General features: G+C 69.3%; 13 protein-coding genes. 7 read left to right on the top strand and 6 right to left on the bottom strand.

Features of this window, described 5'->3' with window-relative positions; all coding sequences use genetic code 11:
• Window positions 1-4 precede the first annotated feature (4 nt).
• Window positions 5-937 carry a flavin reductase gene (locus tag ACIBJB_RS33040; RefSeq protein ID WP_398936058.1) on the bottom strand — a complete coding sequence of 311 codons (933 nt, stop codon included), beginning with the start codon at window positions 935-937 and terminating at the stop codon, window positions 5-7.
• A 181-nt stretch (window positions 938-1,118) separates the two neighbouring features.
• Here ACIBJB_RS33040 and ACIBJB_RS33045 point away from each other — a divergent pair, with 181 nt between their 5' ends.
• The 6 genes from ACIBJB_RS33045 (at window position 1,119) to ACIBJB_RS33070 (ending at window position 6,539) form a co-directional block, all read left to right on the top strand.
• A complete protein-coding gene (locus tag ACIBJB_RS33045; protein ID WP_398936060.1) occupies window positions 1,119-2,273 on the top strand; it encodes an LLM class flavin-dependent oxidoreductase in 1,155 nt (384 codons plus the stop codon).
• Complete coding sequence (locus tag ACIBJB_RS33050) at window positions 2,270-2,869, top strand: amino acid synthesis family protein (protein WP_398936062.1); 600 nt, start codon at window positions 2,270-2,272, stop codon at window positions 2,867-2,869. Before ACIBJB_RS33045 ends, ACIBJB_RS33050 begins: the two co-directional genes overlap by 4 nt.
• A complete protein-coding gene (locus ACIBJB_RS33055; protein ID WP_398936064.1) occupies window positions 2,866-3,417 on the top strand; it encodes an amino acid synthesis family protein in 552 nt (183 codons plus the stop codon). The genes ACIBJB_RS33050 and ACIBJB_RS33055 overlap by 4 nt, the downstream gene beginning before the upstream one ends.
• Window positions 3,414-4,199, top strand: coding sequence for an alpha/beta fold hydrolase (locus ACIBJB_RS33060; protein ID WP_398936066.1), 786 nt, complete (start codon window positions 3,414-3,416; stop codon window positions 4,197-4,199). The genes ACIBJB_RS33055 and ACIBJB_RS33060 overlap by 4 nt, the downstream gene beginning before the upstream one ends.
• Window positions 4,200-4,281: 82 nt before the next feature.
• Window positions 4,282-5,769 (top strand): aldehyde dehydrogenase, encoded by a 1,488-nt coding sequence (locus ACIBJB_RS33065; RefSeq protein WP_398936068.1) that lies wholly within the window; start codon window positions 4,282-4,284, stop codon window positions 5,767-5,769.
• 74 nt (window positions 5,770-5,843) lie between these two features.
• Window positions 5,844-6,539 carry a GntR family transcriptional regulator gene (locus tag ACIBJB_RS33070; RefSeq protein ID WP_398936070.1) on the top strand — a complete coding sequence of 232 codons (696 nt, stop codon included), beginning with the start codon at window positions 5,844-5,846 and terminating at the stop codon, window positions 6,537-6,539.
• An 803-nt stretch (window positions 6,540-7,342) separates the two neighbouring features.
• Here ACIBJB_RS33070 and ACIBJB_RS33075 read toward each other — a convergent pair.
• Window positions 7,343-8,362: a dihydrodipicolinate synthase family protein gene (locus ACIBJB_RS33075; RefSeq protein WP_398936072.1), complete on the bottom strand. Its 1,020-nt coding sequence runs from the start codon at window positions 8,360-8,362 to the stop codon at window positions 7,343-7,345.
• Between the two features lie 48 nt (window positions 8,363-8,410).
• The gene (locus tag ACIBJB_RS33080) at window positions 8,411-9,895 is read right to left on the bottom strand and encodes an NAD-dependent succinate-semialdehyde dehydrogenase (RefSeq protein WP_398936074.1); all 1,485 of its coding nucleotides are present in this window, start codon (window positions 9,893-9,895) and stop codon (window positions 8,411-8,413) included.
• 122 nt (window positions 9,896-10,017) lie between these two features.
• Here ACIBJB_RS33080 and ACIBJB_RS33085 point away from each other — a divergent pair, with 122 nt between their 5' ends.
• A complete protein-coding gene (locus ACIBJB_RS33085) occupies window positions 10,018-10,557 on the top strand; it encodes a MarR family winged helix-turn-helix transcriptional regulator (RefSeq protein ID WP_398936076.1) in 540 nt (179 codons plus the stop codon).
• 6 nt (window positions 10,558-10,563) lie between these two features.
• On the opposite strand, the gene ACIBJB_RS33090 is transcribed toward ACIBJB_RS33085, so the two are convergent.
• From ACIBJB_RS33090 to ACIBJB_RS33100, 3 genes are read right to left on the bottom strand one after another with little or no spacing between them, the layout of a single operon-like run.
• Window positions 10,564-11,517, bottom strand: coding sequence for a fumarylacetoacetate hydrolase family protein (locus ACIBJB_RS33090; RefSeq protein ID WP_398936078.1), 954 nt, complete (start codon window positions 11,515-11,517; stop codon window positions 10,564-10,566).
• A gap of 7 nt (window positions 11,518-11,524) precedes the next feature.
• A complete protein-coding gene (locus tag ACIBJB_RS33095; RefSeq protein WP_398936080.1) occupies window positions 11,525-13,468 on the bottom strand; it encodes an acetoacetate--CoA ligase in 1,944 nt (647 codons plus the stop codon).
• Window positions 13,465-14,043: a cupin domain-containing protein gene (locus ACIBJB_RS33100; RefSeq protein WP_398936082.1), complete on the bottom strand. Its 579-nt coding sequence runs from the start codon at window positions 14,041-14,043 to the stop codon at window positions 13,465-13,467. The genes ACIBJB_RS33095 and ACIBJB_RS33100 overlap by 4 nt, the downstream gene beginning before the upstream one ends.
• Between the last annotated feature and the right edge of the window lie 4 nt (window positions 14,044-14,047).

The raw sequence follows: 14,047 nt of genomic DNA on the forward strand, positions 1-14,047 counted from the left end.
GGGGTCACCACGGCAACGGCGCCGTGTGCGAGATGTCGAAGAAACCGCCGCCGCTGTAGACCAGCGGGGCGAGGTCGTCGTGCCGGGCGGAGACCACCCGGCCGGTGAACACGGTGTGGCTGCCGGCCTCGAGCCGCTGTCCGATCTCGACCTCCATCTGGGCGCAGGAGCCGTCGATCAGCGGGGCGCCGAAGTCACCGGGGGTCCAGGAGATACGGGCGAACTTGTCGTCCCCCTTGGAGGCGAAGGTCTTCGCCACGTCGAGCTGGTCGGCGGCCAGGATGCTGATACCGAGATGGCTCGACCGGTGCAGTGCGGGATGGGTGCTGGAGCTGTGCTGCACGCAGACCAGGACCATCGGCGGGTCGAGCGAGATGCTGGAGAAGGCGTTGACCGCGAGGCCGCGGGGCGTGCCGTCGTCGTCTGTGGTCACCACGGTGACGCCGGTGATGAACTTGCGGTGCACCCCGCGCACCAGGTCGGCGTCGACGGCGGCCCGCTGGACGGTGGAGATGATCCCGAGCGCCTCCAGGAGCTGCCGGGAGTCGAAGGTCACCCACTCCTCGGCGACCGAGGGCCCCTCGAAGCGGGCGAAGGTCGCGCCGGACACCTCGACCGGTTTCCCGGTGGGCGGCACACCGAGGAAGTCCCCGGTGTGCCGGCCGGCGCTGCGCCAGCGGATCGCCAGCCGGTCGCCGTCCTCGACGATGTCCTCGATCTCGGTCCTGAGGTCGGGGAACGCCTCACGGACGGCGCGGATGGATTCCTTGAGCTGGTCCCGGTCCTGTGTGACGGACGCGGGCCCGCGGCGGCGGACGTAGGAGGGGCTGAGCAACTGATCCAGGGCGTCGAGGTGTCCCTGGTCCCAGGCGGCCCGCCAGGCGGAGCGGACGCGGGAGCTGCGATCGGCGGCGGGGCGGTCAAGAGTGTGGGTCATGGTGGGTCCCTCAGTCAGCTCTTGTATGGCAGAGGACCGTAGGGAGGGGATGGTTCGGTGTCAACACCTCCTCCGGAAAAGCCTGGTGATTGCTGCGGCGACGATCAAATGCACAGGTCAGACTTGTTTCTGAGTAGTTAACCCTTGACGGTACTGATTCCGGACTCCTAGCCTCACTGCCATGGCACAGCGAGAGAGGGAAGGTCACGGGATGCGGTTCTCGATATTCCACAACCTCGGAGCCCCCGGGCGGCTCGGCGAGTACGCCCAAGTGATGGACGAGGCCCGGGAGTTCGCAGTCGCCGCGGAACAGGCCGGTTTCTGGTCCACCTGGTACACCGAGCACCATTTCGGGCACGAGGCGATCGAGATCACGCCGAACCCGGTCCTCATGGGCACCGACATCGCGGCCCGTACGTCACGCATCCGCATCGGCCAGGCGGCGTCCATCGCCACCTTCTGGCACCCACTGCGGCTCGCCGAGGACATCGCGATGCTCGACCAGCTCTCCGGCGGCCGCGTCGAGGTCGGCCTCGGCCGTGGTCTGTACGGCCGCGAGGCACTCAACCTCAACGCCCTGGCCGACCCGCGCGACCAGGAGCAGAACCGGGCGCTGTACGACGAGACGGTCGAGATCCTGCGCAAGGCGTGGAGCGGCGAGTTCTTCTCCCACAAGGGCCGCTTCTACGAGTTCCCGGCCCCCGGCGTGAAGTGGAACCACCCGCTCTCCCCCGCGACGGACGACTACACGACCGCCGGCGCCATCACGAAGATGCAGGTCACCCCCTTCCCCCTGCAGCGCCCGCACCCGCCCCTGTGGCAGGTCATCGACAGCCCCCGCTCCATCCAGGCAGCGGCTGCCGACGGCGTGCAGGGCATGTTCTGGCTCCCGCCGGTGTCCGCGCTGAAGGACCGCTTCGAGCTGTACCGCGCCACGGCGAGCGAGGCCTCGGGCCGGGAGTACACCCTCGGCGAGGGCATCGGCCTGGTACGGGACGTCTACGTCGCCGACACCATGGAGCAGGCACGCGCCGACTTCGAGGAGGCGCTGATGACGACCTACCGCTGGATCATGCACTGGCGCGGGCTGAGCAATCTCATGGAGGCCGGCGAGGAGCTCACCGACGCGCACGAGCTGTCCTTCGACTTCCTCCAGGACAGGAACCTGCTGGTCGGCACGCCCGAGTACGTCGCCGAGAAGGTGGCGGAGCTGCGCGACGAGGTAGGCCTCGAGCACCTCCTGCTGTGGACCACGCACCCGGGGCTCGAGCACCGCAAGGCGATGCGCAGCCTGGAGCTGTTCGCGGAGAAGGTCATGCCGGAGTTCGCCGCATGAGCACGGGCGTCCGGAAGGTCGTGACCGTCGTCGAGGAGGTGCTGCTGGAACTCGGCCGCCCGGTGGCGACTCCGGTACGGCGGGTCGCGGTGGCCGCGGTGCTCCGCAACCCCTGGGCGGGGCGCGGTTTCGTGGCCGACCTGCAGCCCGAGGTCGAGGCGGTGGCACCGGAGCTGGCGCAGCTGCTGACCGGGAAGCTGATCGACGCGCTGGGCGGAGCCGACCGCGTCGAAGCCTTCGGCAAAGCGGCCGTCGTGGGCCTGGACGGCGAGATCGAGCACGGCGGCGCGCTGATCCACACGCCGTACTTCGGCAACGTCCTTCGAGAGTTGACCGAGGGCACGTCGATCATCGTCTTCAGCGACGACCGACTGCCGGCCGGTGAGCCGCTCACCGTCCCGCTGTGGCACAAGACGGCCGCCGCGACCCGCTCGCACTACCAGACCGTCCAGATCCGCGTCCCGGACGCCCCCCGGCCCGACGAGCTCGTCGTGGTCGCCGCCGCAGCGTCCGGCCCGCGCCCCAATGCCCGTATCGGAGACCGCCGTACGGATCCCGCCGTCCGTCTCGTCGACCTGCTGGAGAGCGCCCGATGAACGTCCGCAAGATCATCACCTTCACCGAGGACATCCACACCGAGGGCGGCCGCCCCGTCGACCCGCCCGCGCGTACCGCGGTGGTGCTCGCCGTGATCGAGAACCCGTGGGCGGGACAGGGCTTCGTCACCGACCTCCTGCCCGGCATCGACGAAGTCGCCCCGAAACTCGGCGAGTTGCTGGCCCCACGGGTGGTGGAGGCGCTCGGGGTGCCGGTGGAGGCGTACGGGAAGGCGGCGATCGTCGGACTGGACGGGGAGATCGAGCACGGCTCGGCGCTGATCCACACGCTGAAGTTCGGCGACCACTTCCGCAAGGCGGCTCAGGCGACGACCTTGCTGCCGGCCGTGGAGAAGCGGGCGGCGGCCGGAACGGTCTTCGACATCCCGCTGAAGCACATCACGGACGCCACGATCCGCTCCCACCACCAGACGATCGAGGTCCGCGTGCCGGACGGCCCGCGCGCCGACGAGATCGTCATCGGCCTGGCGGCCGCGGCGCAGGGGCGGCCGCAGGCCCGGCTGGCGCCGCTGTCGACGGAACGATGACCACGGTGGGCCCGTCGGTGGCGCTGAGCCACGAGGTGCACGGCACCGGTCCCGACCTCGTGCTGCTGCACGGCGTGGGGCTCGACCGGTCGATGTGGGAACGCTGCCTGCCCGCACTGGCCGAACGGCACCGCGTGAAGGTGGTCGACTTGCGCGGACACGGCACCTCTCCGCCGGCGGCTCCCGGGGTGTCCCTGCCGGAGCTGGCGGCTGACGTGGCGGCACTGCTGGAAGGCCCCGCGCACCTCGTGGGCTTCTCTCTCGGCGCCCTGATCGCGCAGCAACTGGCCGCTGTGAGGCCAGAGTTGACAGCTTCACTCACCCTGGTCAGCTCGGTCGCCGGACGATCGCAGGAAGAGCGGACGGCGGTGGCACGACGCCGGGAGCGCGCCGTGGCGGACTTCGAGGCGTCGGCGCTCGCGGCGGTGGAGCGCTGGTTCTCGCCGGCGTGGCGGACCAGGGAGCCGGAGCTGGCCCGGTCGGTCCTCACCACCCTGCTGAAGAACGACCGTACGTCGTACCTGGCCTGCTACGACGTGTTCGCCACCGCGGACGCGGCGCTGTGGCCCCGCCTGCCCGACATCACGGCACCGACCCTCGCGGTGACAGGCGCGGACGACCCCGGCTCGACCCCGGCGATGTCCCGACTGCTCGCCGAGAGGATCCCCGGCGCCCGCGCGATGATCGTGCCCGGTACACGTCACCTGCTCCCGCTGGAGGGCTCGAAGGACCTCGTCGAGGCGATCCTTCACCACACGGAGGCGATGACAGCGCCCCACTAGGGGCGACGGTCCGCGTCGACATGCGGCTCCGCCGCGTGGCCGCGAGCAACCACACACAACCCGCAGCCGAGGAGCAGCCCGCATGACCCCACTCCCTCGCCACCAGCACTACATCGCCGGCGAATGGACAGCCCCCGCCTCCGGCGAGTACTTCGAGAGCCTCAACCCGACCACCGGCCAACCCTGGTACGAGGCGGCCGACGGAACCGCCGAGGACATCGACCGCGCCGTCAAGGCCGCCCGAACCGCCTTCGAGGACCCCCGCTGGCGCGACCTCAGCCAGACCGGGCGAGGCCGCCTACTGCGCAACCTCGCCGAGCTCATCGGCGAGAACGCGGCGGAGCTGGCCCGCACCGAAACCCTCGACAACGGCAAACTGCTGCGCGAGATGCGCGCCCAACTCGCGGGTCTCCCCGAGTACTTCCACTACTACGCCGGACTCGCCGACAAGATCCACGGCGAGGTCATCCCGGGCGCGAGCCGCGACCTGCTCAACTACACCCTGCGCGAACCGGTGGGCGTGGTCGGCGCGATCACCCCCTGGAACTCCCCCCTCCTGCTGACCGCCACGAAACTCGCCCCCGCACTCGCCGCCGGCAACACCGTGGTCGTCAAGCCGTCCGAACACACCTCGGCGTCCCTGCTGGCCCTCGCCCCGCTCTTCGAGCAGGCCGGCTTCCCGCCGGGCGTCGTCAACGTGGTCACCGGATACGGCGCCACGGCGGGCGCCCCGCTCACCGAGCACCCCGACGTGGCCAAGGTGACCTTCACCGGCTCCACCGAGACCGGCCGCCGTATCGCCCGAACCTGCGCGGACCGCTTCGTACGCTGCACTCTCGAACTCGGCGGCAAGTCGCCGAACATCGTCTTCCCGGACGCCGATCTCCCCTCCGCGGCCATGGGTGTGGTCGCCGGCATCTTCGCCGCCGCCGGCCAGACGTGCGTGGCGGGCAGCCGCGTGCTCGTGCACCGGGACGTCTACGACGAGATCCTGGAGCGGGTGACGGCGCGAGCCGCCAGTATCCGCATCGGCGACCCCCTGGAGGACACGACCGAGCTGGGCCCGCTGGCCCTGGCCGACCAACTGGCGAAGGTCGAGTCGTACGTCGAGCTGGGTCTGTCGGAGGGCGGCAAGGTGGTCTGCGGTGGAGCGCGGCCCGTGACCGGTCTCGGCGGCTGGTTCTACTCCCCCACGGTCTTCACCGGCACGGACAACTCGATGCGCATCTGCCAGGAGGAGATCTTCGGACCGGTCGCCACGGTCATGCCGTTCGCGTCCGAGGAAGAGGCCCTCGCCATCGCGAACGACACGGTCTACGGTCTGGCCGCGGGCGTGTGGACCCGGGACGTCAACCGCGTCCACCGCATGGCGGCGCGCCTGGAGGCGGGCACCGTCTGGGCCAACACGTACCGGTCGATGTCGCCGATGTCACCGCGCTCGGGCTTCAGGAGCAGCGGCACGGGCGTCGAACACGGCACGGAGGTCATCCGGGAGTACACCCGGCTGAAGAGCGTGTGGGTCAACACGAGCGAGGAACCTGTGGGTGATCCCTTCGTCCTGCGGTCATGAGCCGCCTTGCATGGCAGAAGGCGGGGCCGAGGGAGGTTGACGCCGCGCGCCTCCCCACACTACGTTCACGTACCATGCAACAACCCAGTGGACGGGCACGGAAACCGCTGCAGCAGACCAGCATGCAGGCCAGGGTCGCCGAAGAGCTGCGCCAGATGATCATCAGCGGGGAGCTGCCGCCGCGTTCCAGCCTGTCCGAGATGGCACTGTCGGAGACGTTCGGCGTCAGCCGCACCCCCATCCGCGAGGCACTCAAACAGTTGCAGATCGAGGGCCTGGTGGAGGTCCGCCCGCGGGTGGGCACGTTCGTCGCCGTGCCGTCGCGGCGCGAGATCACCGAGCTGTTCCAGATGAAGGAACTGCTGGAGGGCGCCGCGGCCCGGCTGCTGGCGTTCCGTGGCAACGTCCCCGAAGTGGCCCGCATCGAGGAGAACATGCGGCAGGCCGACGAGGCCGTCCACGCGGGCGACGCCGAGCGGTACGCGCAACTGGTCCACGAGTTCCACGACCGGATCGTCATCGGCGCGGACAACTCCAAACTGGAGGCGCATTACCGCACGCTCATGAACCAGCTGGCATACGAGCGGCTGGTCCGCACCTCGCTCGCCCAGCCCGGCCGACTGAGCGAGTCCGACCACGAGCACCACCGCGTCCTCGACCTCATCCTCGCCAAGGACGGCGACGGCGCGGAACGCGTGATGCGCGAGCACGTCAGCCGCAGCCACCAGGCCCTCATGGCGGGCATGGACGAACGACAGCAGCGGAGTTGAGGATCTGCCGGGGCGTACCCTGCACGGACTGGCGGCGGGTGCGAGCAGCCGGTCCGCGGAGTCGAGCAGCCGGCCGCCGGCGAGTGCGGCGCGCCGGCCGCTGACGCATCCGCTGTCCAAGATCAGGCGTGAACTTCAGTCACCGTCAGCCCGTGTCCGACCGCAGCCGCACAGCGGGCGGACAGGACGCCTGCACCCGGTTGTGCGGTGCCTCGTTTTCCAGTCACCGGGCCGCTGCGGGATTGGTGGACAGGGCCGGTTCCAGGGGCCTGTCCCCTCCGCTGAGCTGAGAAGCCGTACGTCAACCGCATGTGATCCCTTGATTCCTGCTGGTCAGGCACGGTTTCGCTCGGCTTGAGGGTGGCATCGCGACGTCTTGTGTCCGCTTCATGGTCGAGGGGTGCGCGGTGGCGTCGGTGCTGGGAATGCTGGAGGAGCGGGACGGCTGCTCGCGTGCGGGTGGAGGGCTTGCGGGAGGAAGTCGCGCGGTGTTGGAGGCCGCAAAGATCGATCTGGACCGGCGGGTGATCGCGTGGGAGGAACTGGTCGAGGCCCTGGCAGCGATCGTGGACGGCGGCGCGGGTGTCGCCTCCCCGCGCAGGACGCTCGGCAGCGCACTCCGTCGTCGGCCACGACCGCTCAGCGCGGCCTCAACGGGACCCGCACAAGCCAGATTCCGCACAGCGGCCGTCCTCCACGCGACGTTGCTTGATATGTCGAAGGGCGAAGAACGGCCGTACTGCTGTCTCAGGAGGACGAAAAGATCAGCAGGTCAGGTGCCCCGGCGACGTTGAAGATCAAGCTCATGCCCGGTTGCGTCCGGTGAAGAACTCACGGATGGGATCCATGCTCGGCTCAAGGCCGGCGTCCACGAGTCCCTTGCGCAGGGCGGCCATCTGGCTGTCCTGGAGGCGCATCGTCGGCTGGCGGAGCGGTCCGCCGTTGTACCCCTGCAGCCAGCCCTGGAACTTCCAGGCCTGGCGGTTGAGGACCGACCCGCCGTGCAGGGTCCCGAAGAGTGCGGCCTTGGTCTTGCGGGCGGGGTGCAGCTGCCAGTAGATCGCCGTCGCCTCGTCGTGTTTCCCGTCGCGCAGCAGTTGCATGACGCGCGGGATCATCGGGCCGAAGTACTCGTGGTCGCTGGTCGCCGACAACTGAATGGGCATCACCTGCGACAGAGGGATCAGATCACCCTCGATCGGCACCGATATGACCACCTCGTCGCCGAAGAGCCGGTTGCACTCGACGGCGCTCTGGATGTTGGGGTATCCGCCTTCGGCCTTGATGACCGCGATGTTGGGGATGTCGTCGATCAGGCGGCGGATCAGCCGGGTCGGGAGATCGGAGGGGTGGATGCGAGCGCCGAAGTTCCAGATGGTCATCGGGAACAGGATGATCCCGAGGCTCGTGGCCTCGCAGACCGCCTTGGTGTAGTCGTAGATCTCCTGCTCGGACTCCGGGTAGAAGTTGGGCGGGTAGGCCAGCAGCACCAGGTCCGCTCCCGCCGCCTCGGCACCACGGACCGCTTCGAGGTTCTGCTCCAGGTCGTTCCAGCTCGCGTGGTGGACGACGTAGAAGCCGTCGCCGGCCTCGTCCTTCGAGATGCGGAGGAACTCCAGGTACTCGTCGAGGGTGATGCTGATCTCGGAGACACCGAGGGTGCCGATGAAACCATGCGCCTTGGCGAGGCGGATGTCGTGGCGGACGGCCCGCTCATTGACGGCCCGCAGGTCGCCGGTGAACGACGGGATGGTGCAGTTGACCGCGCCGACAAGCTTCTCGCGGGCCCAGTCACGTGCCTCGGCACGGGTGTATGCGGACATGCCTGCCCCTTTCTTTCGTCGTCTGAGTTGTGTTGAGTCCGTGGAGGGCTACCGAGCACCCGCGCCTTCCCAGGAGAGGTACTTCATCTCCAGGTACTCGTCGATGCCGTGGACCGAGCCCTCACGCCCGAGGCCCGACTGCTTGATGCCGCCGAACGGTGCGACCTCGTTGGAGATCAGCCCCGAGTTGATGCCGACCATGCCCGCCTCGATCGCGGCGGAGACCCGCCAGATCCGCTCGGCGTCGCGGCTGTAGACGTAGGCCGCGAGCCCGTACTCGGTGTCATTGGCCATGCGGATCGCGTCCGCCTCGTCGACGAACCGGATGAGCGGGGTGACCGGACCGAACGTCTCCTCCCGCGTGATCTTCATACCGGGGGCCACGTCGGCGAGCACGGTCGGCTGGAAGAAGAACCCGCCACGTTCATGGCCCGACCCGCCGCACAGGACACGTGCGCCGTGGCCGGTGGCATCCGTGATGTGTTCCTGGACCTTGTCGACGGCTGCGGCATCGATGAGCGGCCCCTGCTCCGCGCCGGGTTCGAAACCGTCGCCGACCGTCAACTCGCTGACCCGCACCGCAAGTTCCTCGGCGAAGCGGTCGTAGATGCCGGACTGGACGTAGACCCGGTTCGCGCTGATGCAGGCCTGGCCGGTGTTGCGGTACTTGCTCGCGAGGACGCCCTCGACAGCCGTCTCGAGGTCGGCGTCGTCGAAGACCAGAACGGGCGCGTTGCCCCCGAGCTCCATCGAGACCTTTTTCACCGTCTGCGCGCACTCGGTGAGCAGGACGCGTCCCACCTCGGTCGAGCCGGTGAAACTCACCTTGCGCACAGCTGGGTTGCCGGTCAGCTCCGGACCGATCTCACGGGCCTTGCCCAGGACGACGTTGAGGACGCCCGCCGGGACGCCGGCGCGTTCGGCGAGCTCGGCGAGCGCGAGCGCGGTCAGCGGCGTCTGGGCGGCCGGCTTGACGACCATCGTGCATCCGGCGGCGAGGGCCGGCGCGGCCTTGCGCGTGATCATGGCCGCCGGGAAGTTCCAGGGTGTGATGGCAACGCACACGCCGACCGGCTCCTTGAGCACGAGGACGCGGCGTGACGGGTCGGGGGCCGGGAAGATGTCGCCGCGCACGCGCTTCGCTTCCTCGGCGAACCACTCGATGAACGACGCTGCGTACGCCACCTCGCCACGTGCTTCCGCGAGGGGCTTGCCTTCCTCCAGGGTGATCAGGCGAGCGAGATCCTCCGTGTGCTCCGTCACGAGCTCGAACCAACGGCGCAGGACCTGGGCCCGCTGCTTGCCGGACCGGGCGCGCCAGTCCGGGAGCGCGCGGCCGGCCGCCGTGAGGGCATCGGCCACCTGGGCCCGGCTCATGGACGGCAGATCCGCGATCGTCGCGCCGGTGGAAGGGTTGTCGACGGAGAACCGCCCGGACTCCCCGTGGCTGACCCAGCGTCCGTCGACGTAGGCCGACTCCTGGAAGAGTGACTTCTCGCTGAGGACTTCTGCGGCAGCGGTCTCGGTGCTCATAAGGCCTTCTTCTTGTCCCTGGGACATTCGATAGGTTTCGGAATACGGGGTGCGGTAAGCGGCAGAGTCCAGCTGCGAAGGCGGGCCGGAGGATGAGCGGCCGTCCGGCCTACACTCCTGGTGTGGACCACGAGCACCCGGACAACGAGGACCTGCATTTCTGGTCGTTCATCGATCATGCGATCAGCCGCGCGAGCCGTGAGCTCCCGGGCGTCGATCCGCTGGCGATGCGGTTGGTCCTCACCCTCCACCGGGCCGCGAACATGCTGGTCTACGACCTGGAATCAACCGTTCACCGGCCCCGCGGATGGTCGTGGCCCGGCTTCCGTGTGCTCTTCGCGATCTGGCTGTCGAGCCCCGTCGAGGCCAAGAAGGTCGCGGAGCTGTCCGGCATGAGTCGCGCGGCCGTGTCGGCGCTGGTGAACACGCTGGAGCGGGACGGTCTCGTCACCAAGGCACGTGCCCCGCACGACGGACGCGCGGTCAACCTCAGCCTCACCGAGAGTGGTCTGCACGCGATCACCTCGGCTTTCCAGGCGCACAACGAACGTGAGCAGGAATGGGCCGGCTCGCTCAGCTCGGACGAGCAGCGGACCCTTATCGCACTGCTGGAGAAGCTGACCGCTCACTCGCTGCACTCCGAGGTCAAGCAACGGACGTGACGGCTGCTACCTGCACAGGTTTCGCTGCGCGCCGAGTCCGCTGATCTCGCTGTCCATCACGTCGCCCGCCTGCAGGAAGCGGCCGTAGTGCGAGCCGTTGCCCTGCGGAGAACCAGTGATGATCATGTCGCCCGGCTGCAGCGTCACCCGGTGCGAGATGTACGAGATGAGGGCCGCGATCCCGAAGATCATGTCGTTGGTGTTGCCCTTCTGCATGACCTTGCCGTTGAGCCGGAGCGTGATGTCCAGGTCCTGCGGGTCGGGTACGAAGCGCGCCGGCACGAGGTAGGGGCCCGTGGGGTAGAACGTGGGCTGGTTCTTGGCCCGCATCCAGTCGGTGCCCATCATCGGGATCTCCGGGCGGGGCACCAGGCTGCGCGTCGTCAGGTCGTTGCAGATGGTGTACCCGGCGACGTGGTCCAGTGCCTCGTCACGGCTCACCTCGCGCGTCTCGCGCCCGATGATCACGCCCAGCTCGAGTTCCCAGTCATGGTTCTCACCGAGGGAGGGCAGGATCACGTCGTCGTACGGGCCGCTGATCGCGGACGGGACGCCCACCCACACGTAGGGCTCGCCGTGCGCGGCACGCTCGTCCATCTCCCGGGCGGCCTGCTCGCGCAGCTCCTCCTCGGTGGCGTCCGCCTTGCCCAGGCGGTGCGCCACGGTGATCTGGATGACGTGCTCGCGGTAGTTGGCTCCGGCGCCGAAGATCTGGCCCGGTGGCTGGACCGGGGCGAGCACCGCGAGCTCGCCGACCGGCCGTCCTTCGCCCTCGGGTGCGTCGGCCAGGGACTGGAGCGCGTCCAGTGATGCTTCCCAGTCGGCGAGCAGGAGGGATGTGGTCGTGGCCGCGGGCAGGACGGTCCGGGTGTCGTACACCCTGTCGTTCACGACGACGCCGGGGAACGGACCGGACGGTCCGTCGGCGAACGTTCCCAGCGAGAAGGGGGTCTGGCTCATGGTGTCCTCATGCTTTCCGGCGGGTGTGGGCGAACTCCGCGTATTCCTGGAGCAGTGCGCTGTCGTCCACCGCGCCCAGGTCCACGACGTCGTTCAGGGAAGCTCCCTGCAGCAGGCGCTTCACCGGCACCTCGATCTTCTTTCCGGTGCGGGTGTGCGGGATCGCGCGCATGGGCACGACCTCGTCGGGCACGTGCCGCGGTGACAGCTCCTCACGGATCACCTGGTTGATGCGCTCTGCCACCGCTGCGAAGTCGGCGTTCTCCTGGAGGGCGACGAACAGCGGCATGTAGTAGGCGTCCTCGCCCAGTTCGGCGCCCACGACGAGGGCTTCGCGCACCTCGGGCAGCGCCTCGACGACCCGGTAGATGTCCGCAGGCCCCATGCGCACGCCCTGCCGGTTCAGGGTGGAGTCCGAGCGGCCGTGGATCACACTGCTGCCGTCGGGCTCGAACTCGATGAAGTCCCCGTGCCGCCAGGCTCCGGCATACACAGCGAAGTAGCTCTGCCGATAGCGCCGGCCGTCGGAGTCGTTCCAGAAGCGGAGCGGCATCGAGGGCATCGGCTGCGTGATCACCAGCTCGCCCCGCTTGCCGACCACGGACTTGCCGTCCTCGTCCCACGCTTCGACGGAAACGCCCAGGGCGGGCGCCTGGATGCGGCCCACGCGGACGGGCAGCGTGGGGGCTCCGCCGACGAAGATCGAGCACACGTCGGTGCCGCCGCTCATGGAAGTCAGCCACACATTGCCGAGCCGGTCGTAGACCCAACGGAAGCCGTCGGTGGACAGCGGTGATCCGGTCACCTGCAGTGTCCGCAGCGCCCCGGTTTCAGGGGCGAGACCGGCCTTCAGGCAGGCGTGCAGGTATCCGGCGCTGACGCCGAGCGTGTCGACATCGTGTTCGTCGGCGACGCGGAAGACGCGCCCCAGGTCGGGGCGGACCGGGTTCCCGTCCAGCAGAACGATCGTGGCGCCGACCGCGAGCCCGGAGACCAGCATGTTCCACACCACCCAGCTCGTGCTGGCGACGGTGAGATAGCGGTCACCGGCCCGTAGGTCCGAGTGCAGCCGCAGGACCTTGAGGTGTTCCAGGAGGACGCCTCCGTGGCCGTGCACGATGCCCTTGGGTGCCCCGGTGGTACCGGATGAGAACAGCACCCACAGCGGGTGGTCGAAGGGCAGCTCGTCGAACTCCGGCTCGCCTCCTCCCGCGGCGACCGTGCCCCACAGTGACACGGGGCGGTCCGCCGTGGGCATGCTTCCGGGGTGGAGGTGATCGACCCAGAGCACGTGCTCCACCGAGGGCAGCCGGTCGAGCAGGGTGCGCATCTCGTCCGTGCGCTCGTGCGTCCGTCCGCCGTAGTAGTAGCCGTCCGTGAGCAGCAGCACCTTGGGCTCCAGCTGGGCGAACCGGGAGGTCACCCCGTCCGCGCCGAACTCCGGGGAGCAGACCGACCAGACGGCCCCCACCGCCGCGCAGGCGAGGAGCCCCACGACGGCCTCCGCGCGGTTGGGCAGGACGGCGGCCACCCGGTCGCCGTGGGCCACACCCATCCGGCGCAGCGCGGCCGAGACGGCGGCGACCTGGCCGCGGAGCTCGGCTCGCGAGAGCGTGTGGGACGTACCGTCGTCGTCCACGACGACGAGCGCCTCGTCCGGGCAGCGGCGCAGCACATGCTCGGCGTAGTTCACGGTACGGCCGGGAAACCACGTACCTCCGGGCATCTCCCGCGGAGCCACCGGACCGGTCGGGACACCACCGAGTCGTACGTCCTCGAACTCGGCGACGGACTCCCAGAACCGGCCCAGGTCGCGCGTGGACCAGCGCCAGAGATCGAGGTAGTCGGCGCCGCCGTCGTAGTCCTTCAGCCCACGGCGGTAGCGGGCCAGTTCGCTGCCGTCCTGCCGGGCGCTGCTGGGCGTCCACAGAATGTCCTGTGCGGTGCTCATGAGACGGCGGTATCGACGGGCAGGGCGCCGATGAGGACGAAGGCCACGCGACAGGTCGTGTCACTGCGGTTGGACCAGGAGTGGCTGGTGCCTCGCTGGATGATCACGTCACCGGCCCTGGCGAGGGTCTCTCCCTCGTCCGTCAGCAGCCATATCTCCCCCTCGAGGACCAGGGCGTAGTCCAGGCTGTCGGTGCGGTGGAACCAGAAGTGGCGGCCGCCGACGGTGTGTTGGGCGGCGTCGCGGGCGTGTTCGCCGTCGATGTCGTCGAAGAGGGAGTCGGCGGCGGCGTCGGTGTAGGCGGTGTCGGGCGGGAAGCTCGCGATCCGGAAGACCGTTCCTCCGGGCTTGGGGTGCATCGGCACCTGGACGTCGGCGGAGGCCGCGTCCTGGTTGCCGTCGTTGCTGACATCGCCCGGTTCGGTCTGCCAGGGGACGATCGCGCCGAAGCCTTTGACGGAGTCCGAGACGAAGACGTTGGGGGCCGGGCCGTCGCTGATGACGGTGGAGCGGCCGTCGGCGGTGTGGCCGGTGACGATGCGCCGTATCGGCTTGATGGCGTGCGGGTTGGTCATCTCT

The sequence above is a fragment of the Streptomyces sp. NPDC050759 genome (assembly GCF_044456945.1).
Lineage (GTDB): Bacteria > Actinomycetota > Actinomycetes > Streptomycetales > Streptomycetaceae > Streptomyces.

Coding starts and splice junctions, on each gene's coding strand:
- ACIBJB_RS33075 (WP_398936072.1), bottom strand. CDS start 8,362: ATGTCCGCATACACCCGTGCCGAGGCACGTGACTGGGCCCGCGAGAAG.
- ACIBJB_RS33055 (WP_398936064.1), top strand. CDS start 2,866: ATGAACGTCCGCAAGATCATCACCTTCACCGAGGACATCCACACCGAG.
- ACIBJB_RS33080 (WP_398936074.1), bottom strand. CDS start 9,895: ATGAGCACCGAGACCGCTGCCGCAGAAGTCCTCAGCGAGAAGTCACTC.
- ACIBJB_RS33070 (WP_398936070.1), top strand. CDS start 5,844: ATGCAACAACCCAGTGGACGGGCACGGAAACCGCTGCAGCAGACCAGC.
- ACIBJB_RS33065 (WP_398936068.1), top strand. CDS start 4,282: ATGACCCCACTCCCTCGCCACCAGCACTACATCGCCGGCGAATGGACA.
- ACIBJB_RS33090 (WP_398936078.1), bottom strand. CDS start 11,517: ATGAGCCAGACCCCCTTCTCGCTGGGAACGTTCGCCGACGGACCGTCC.
- ACIBJB_RS33050 (WP_398936062.1), top strand. CDS start 2,270: ATGAGCACGGGCGTCCGGAAGGTCGTGACCGTCGTCGAGGAGGTGCTG.
- ACIBJB_RS33095 (WP_398936080.1), bottom strand. CDS start 13,468: ATGAGCACCGCACAGGACATTCTGTGGACGCCCAGCAGCGCCCGGCAG.
- ACIBJB_RS33040 (WP_398936058.1), bottom strand. CDS start 937: ATGACCCACACTCTTGACCGCCCCGCCGCCGATCGCAGCTCCCGCGTC.
- ACIBJB_RS33100 (WP_398936082.1), bottom strand. CDS start 14,043: ATGACCAACCCGCACGCCATCAAGCCGATACGGCGCATCGTCACCGGC.
- ACIBJB_RS33060 (WP_398936066.1), top strand. CDS start 3,414: ATGACCACGGTGGGCCCGTCGGTGGCGCTGAGCCACGAGGTGCACGGC.
- ACIBJB_RS33045 (WP_398936060.1), top strand. CDS start 1,119: ATGGCACAGCGAGAGAGGGAAGGTCACGGGATGCGGTTCTCGATATTC.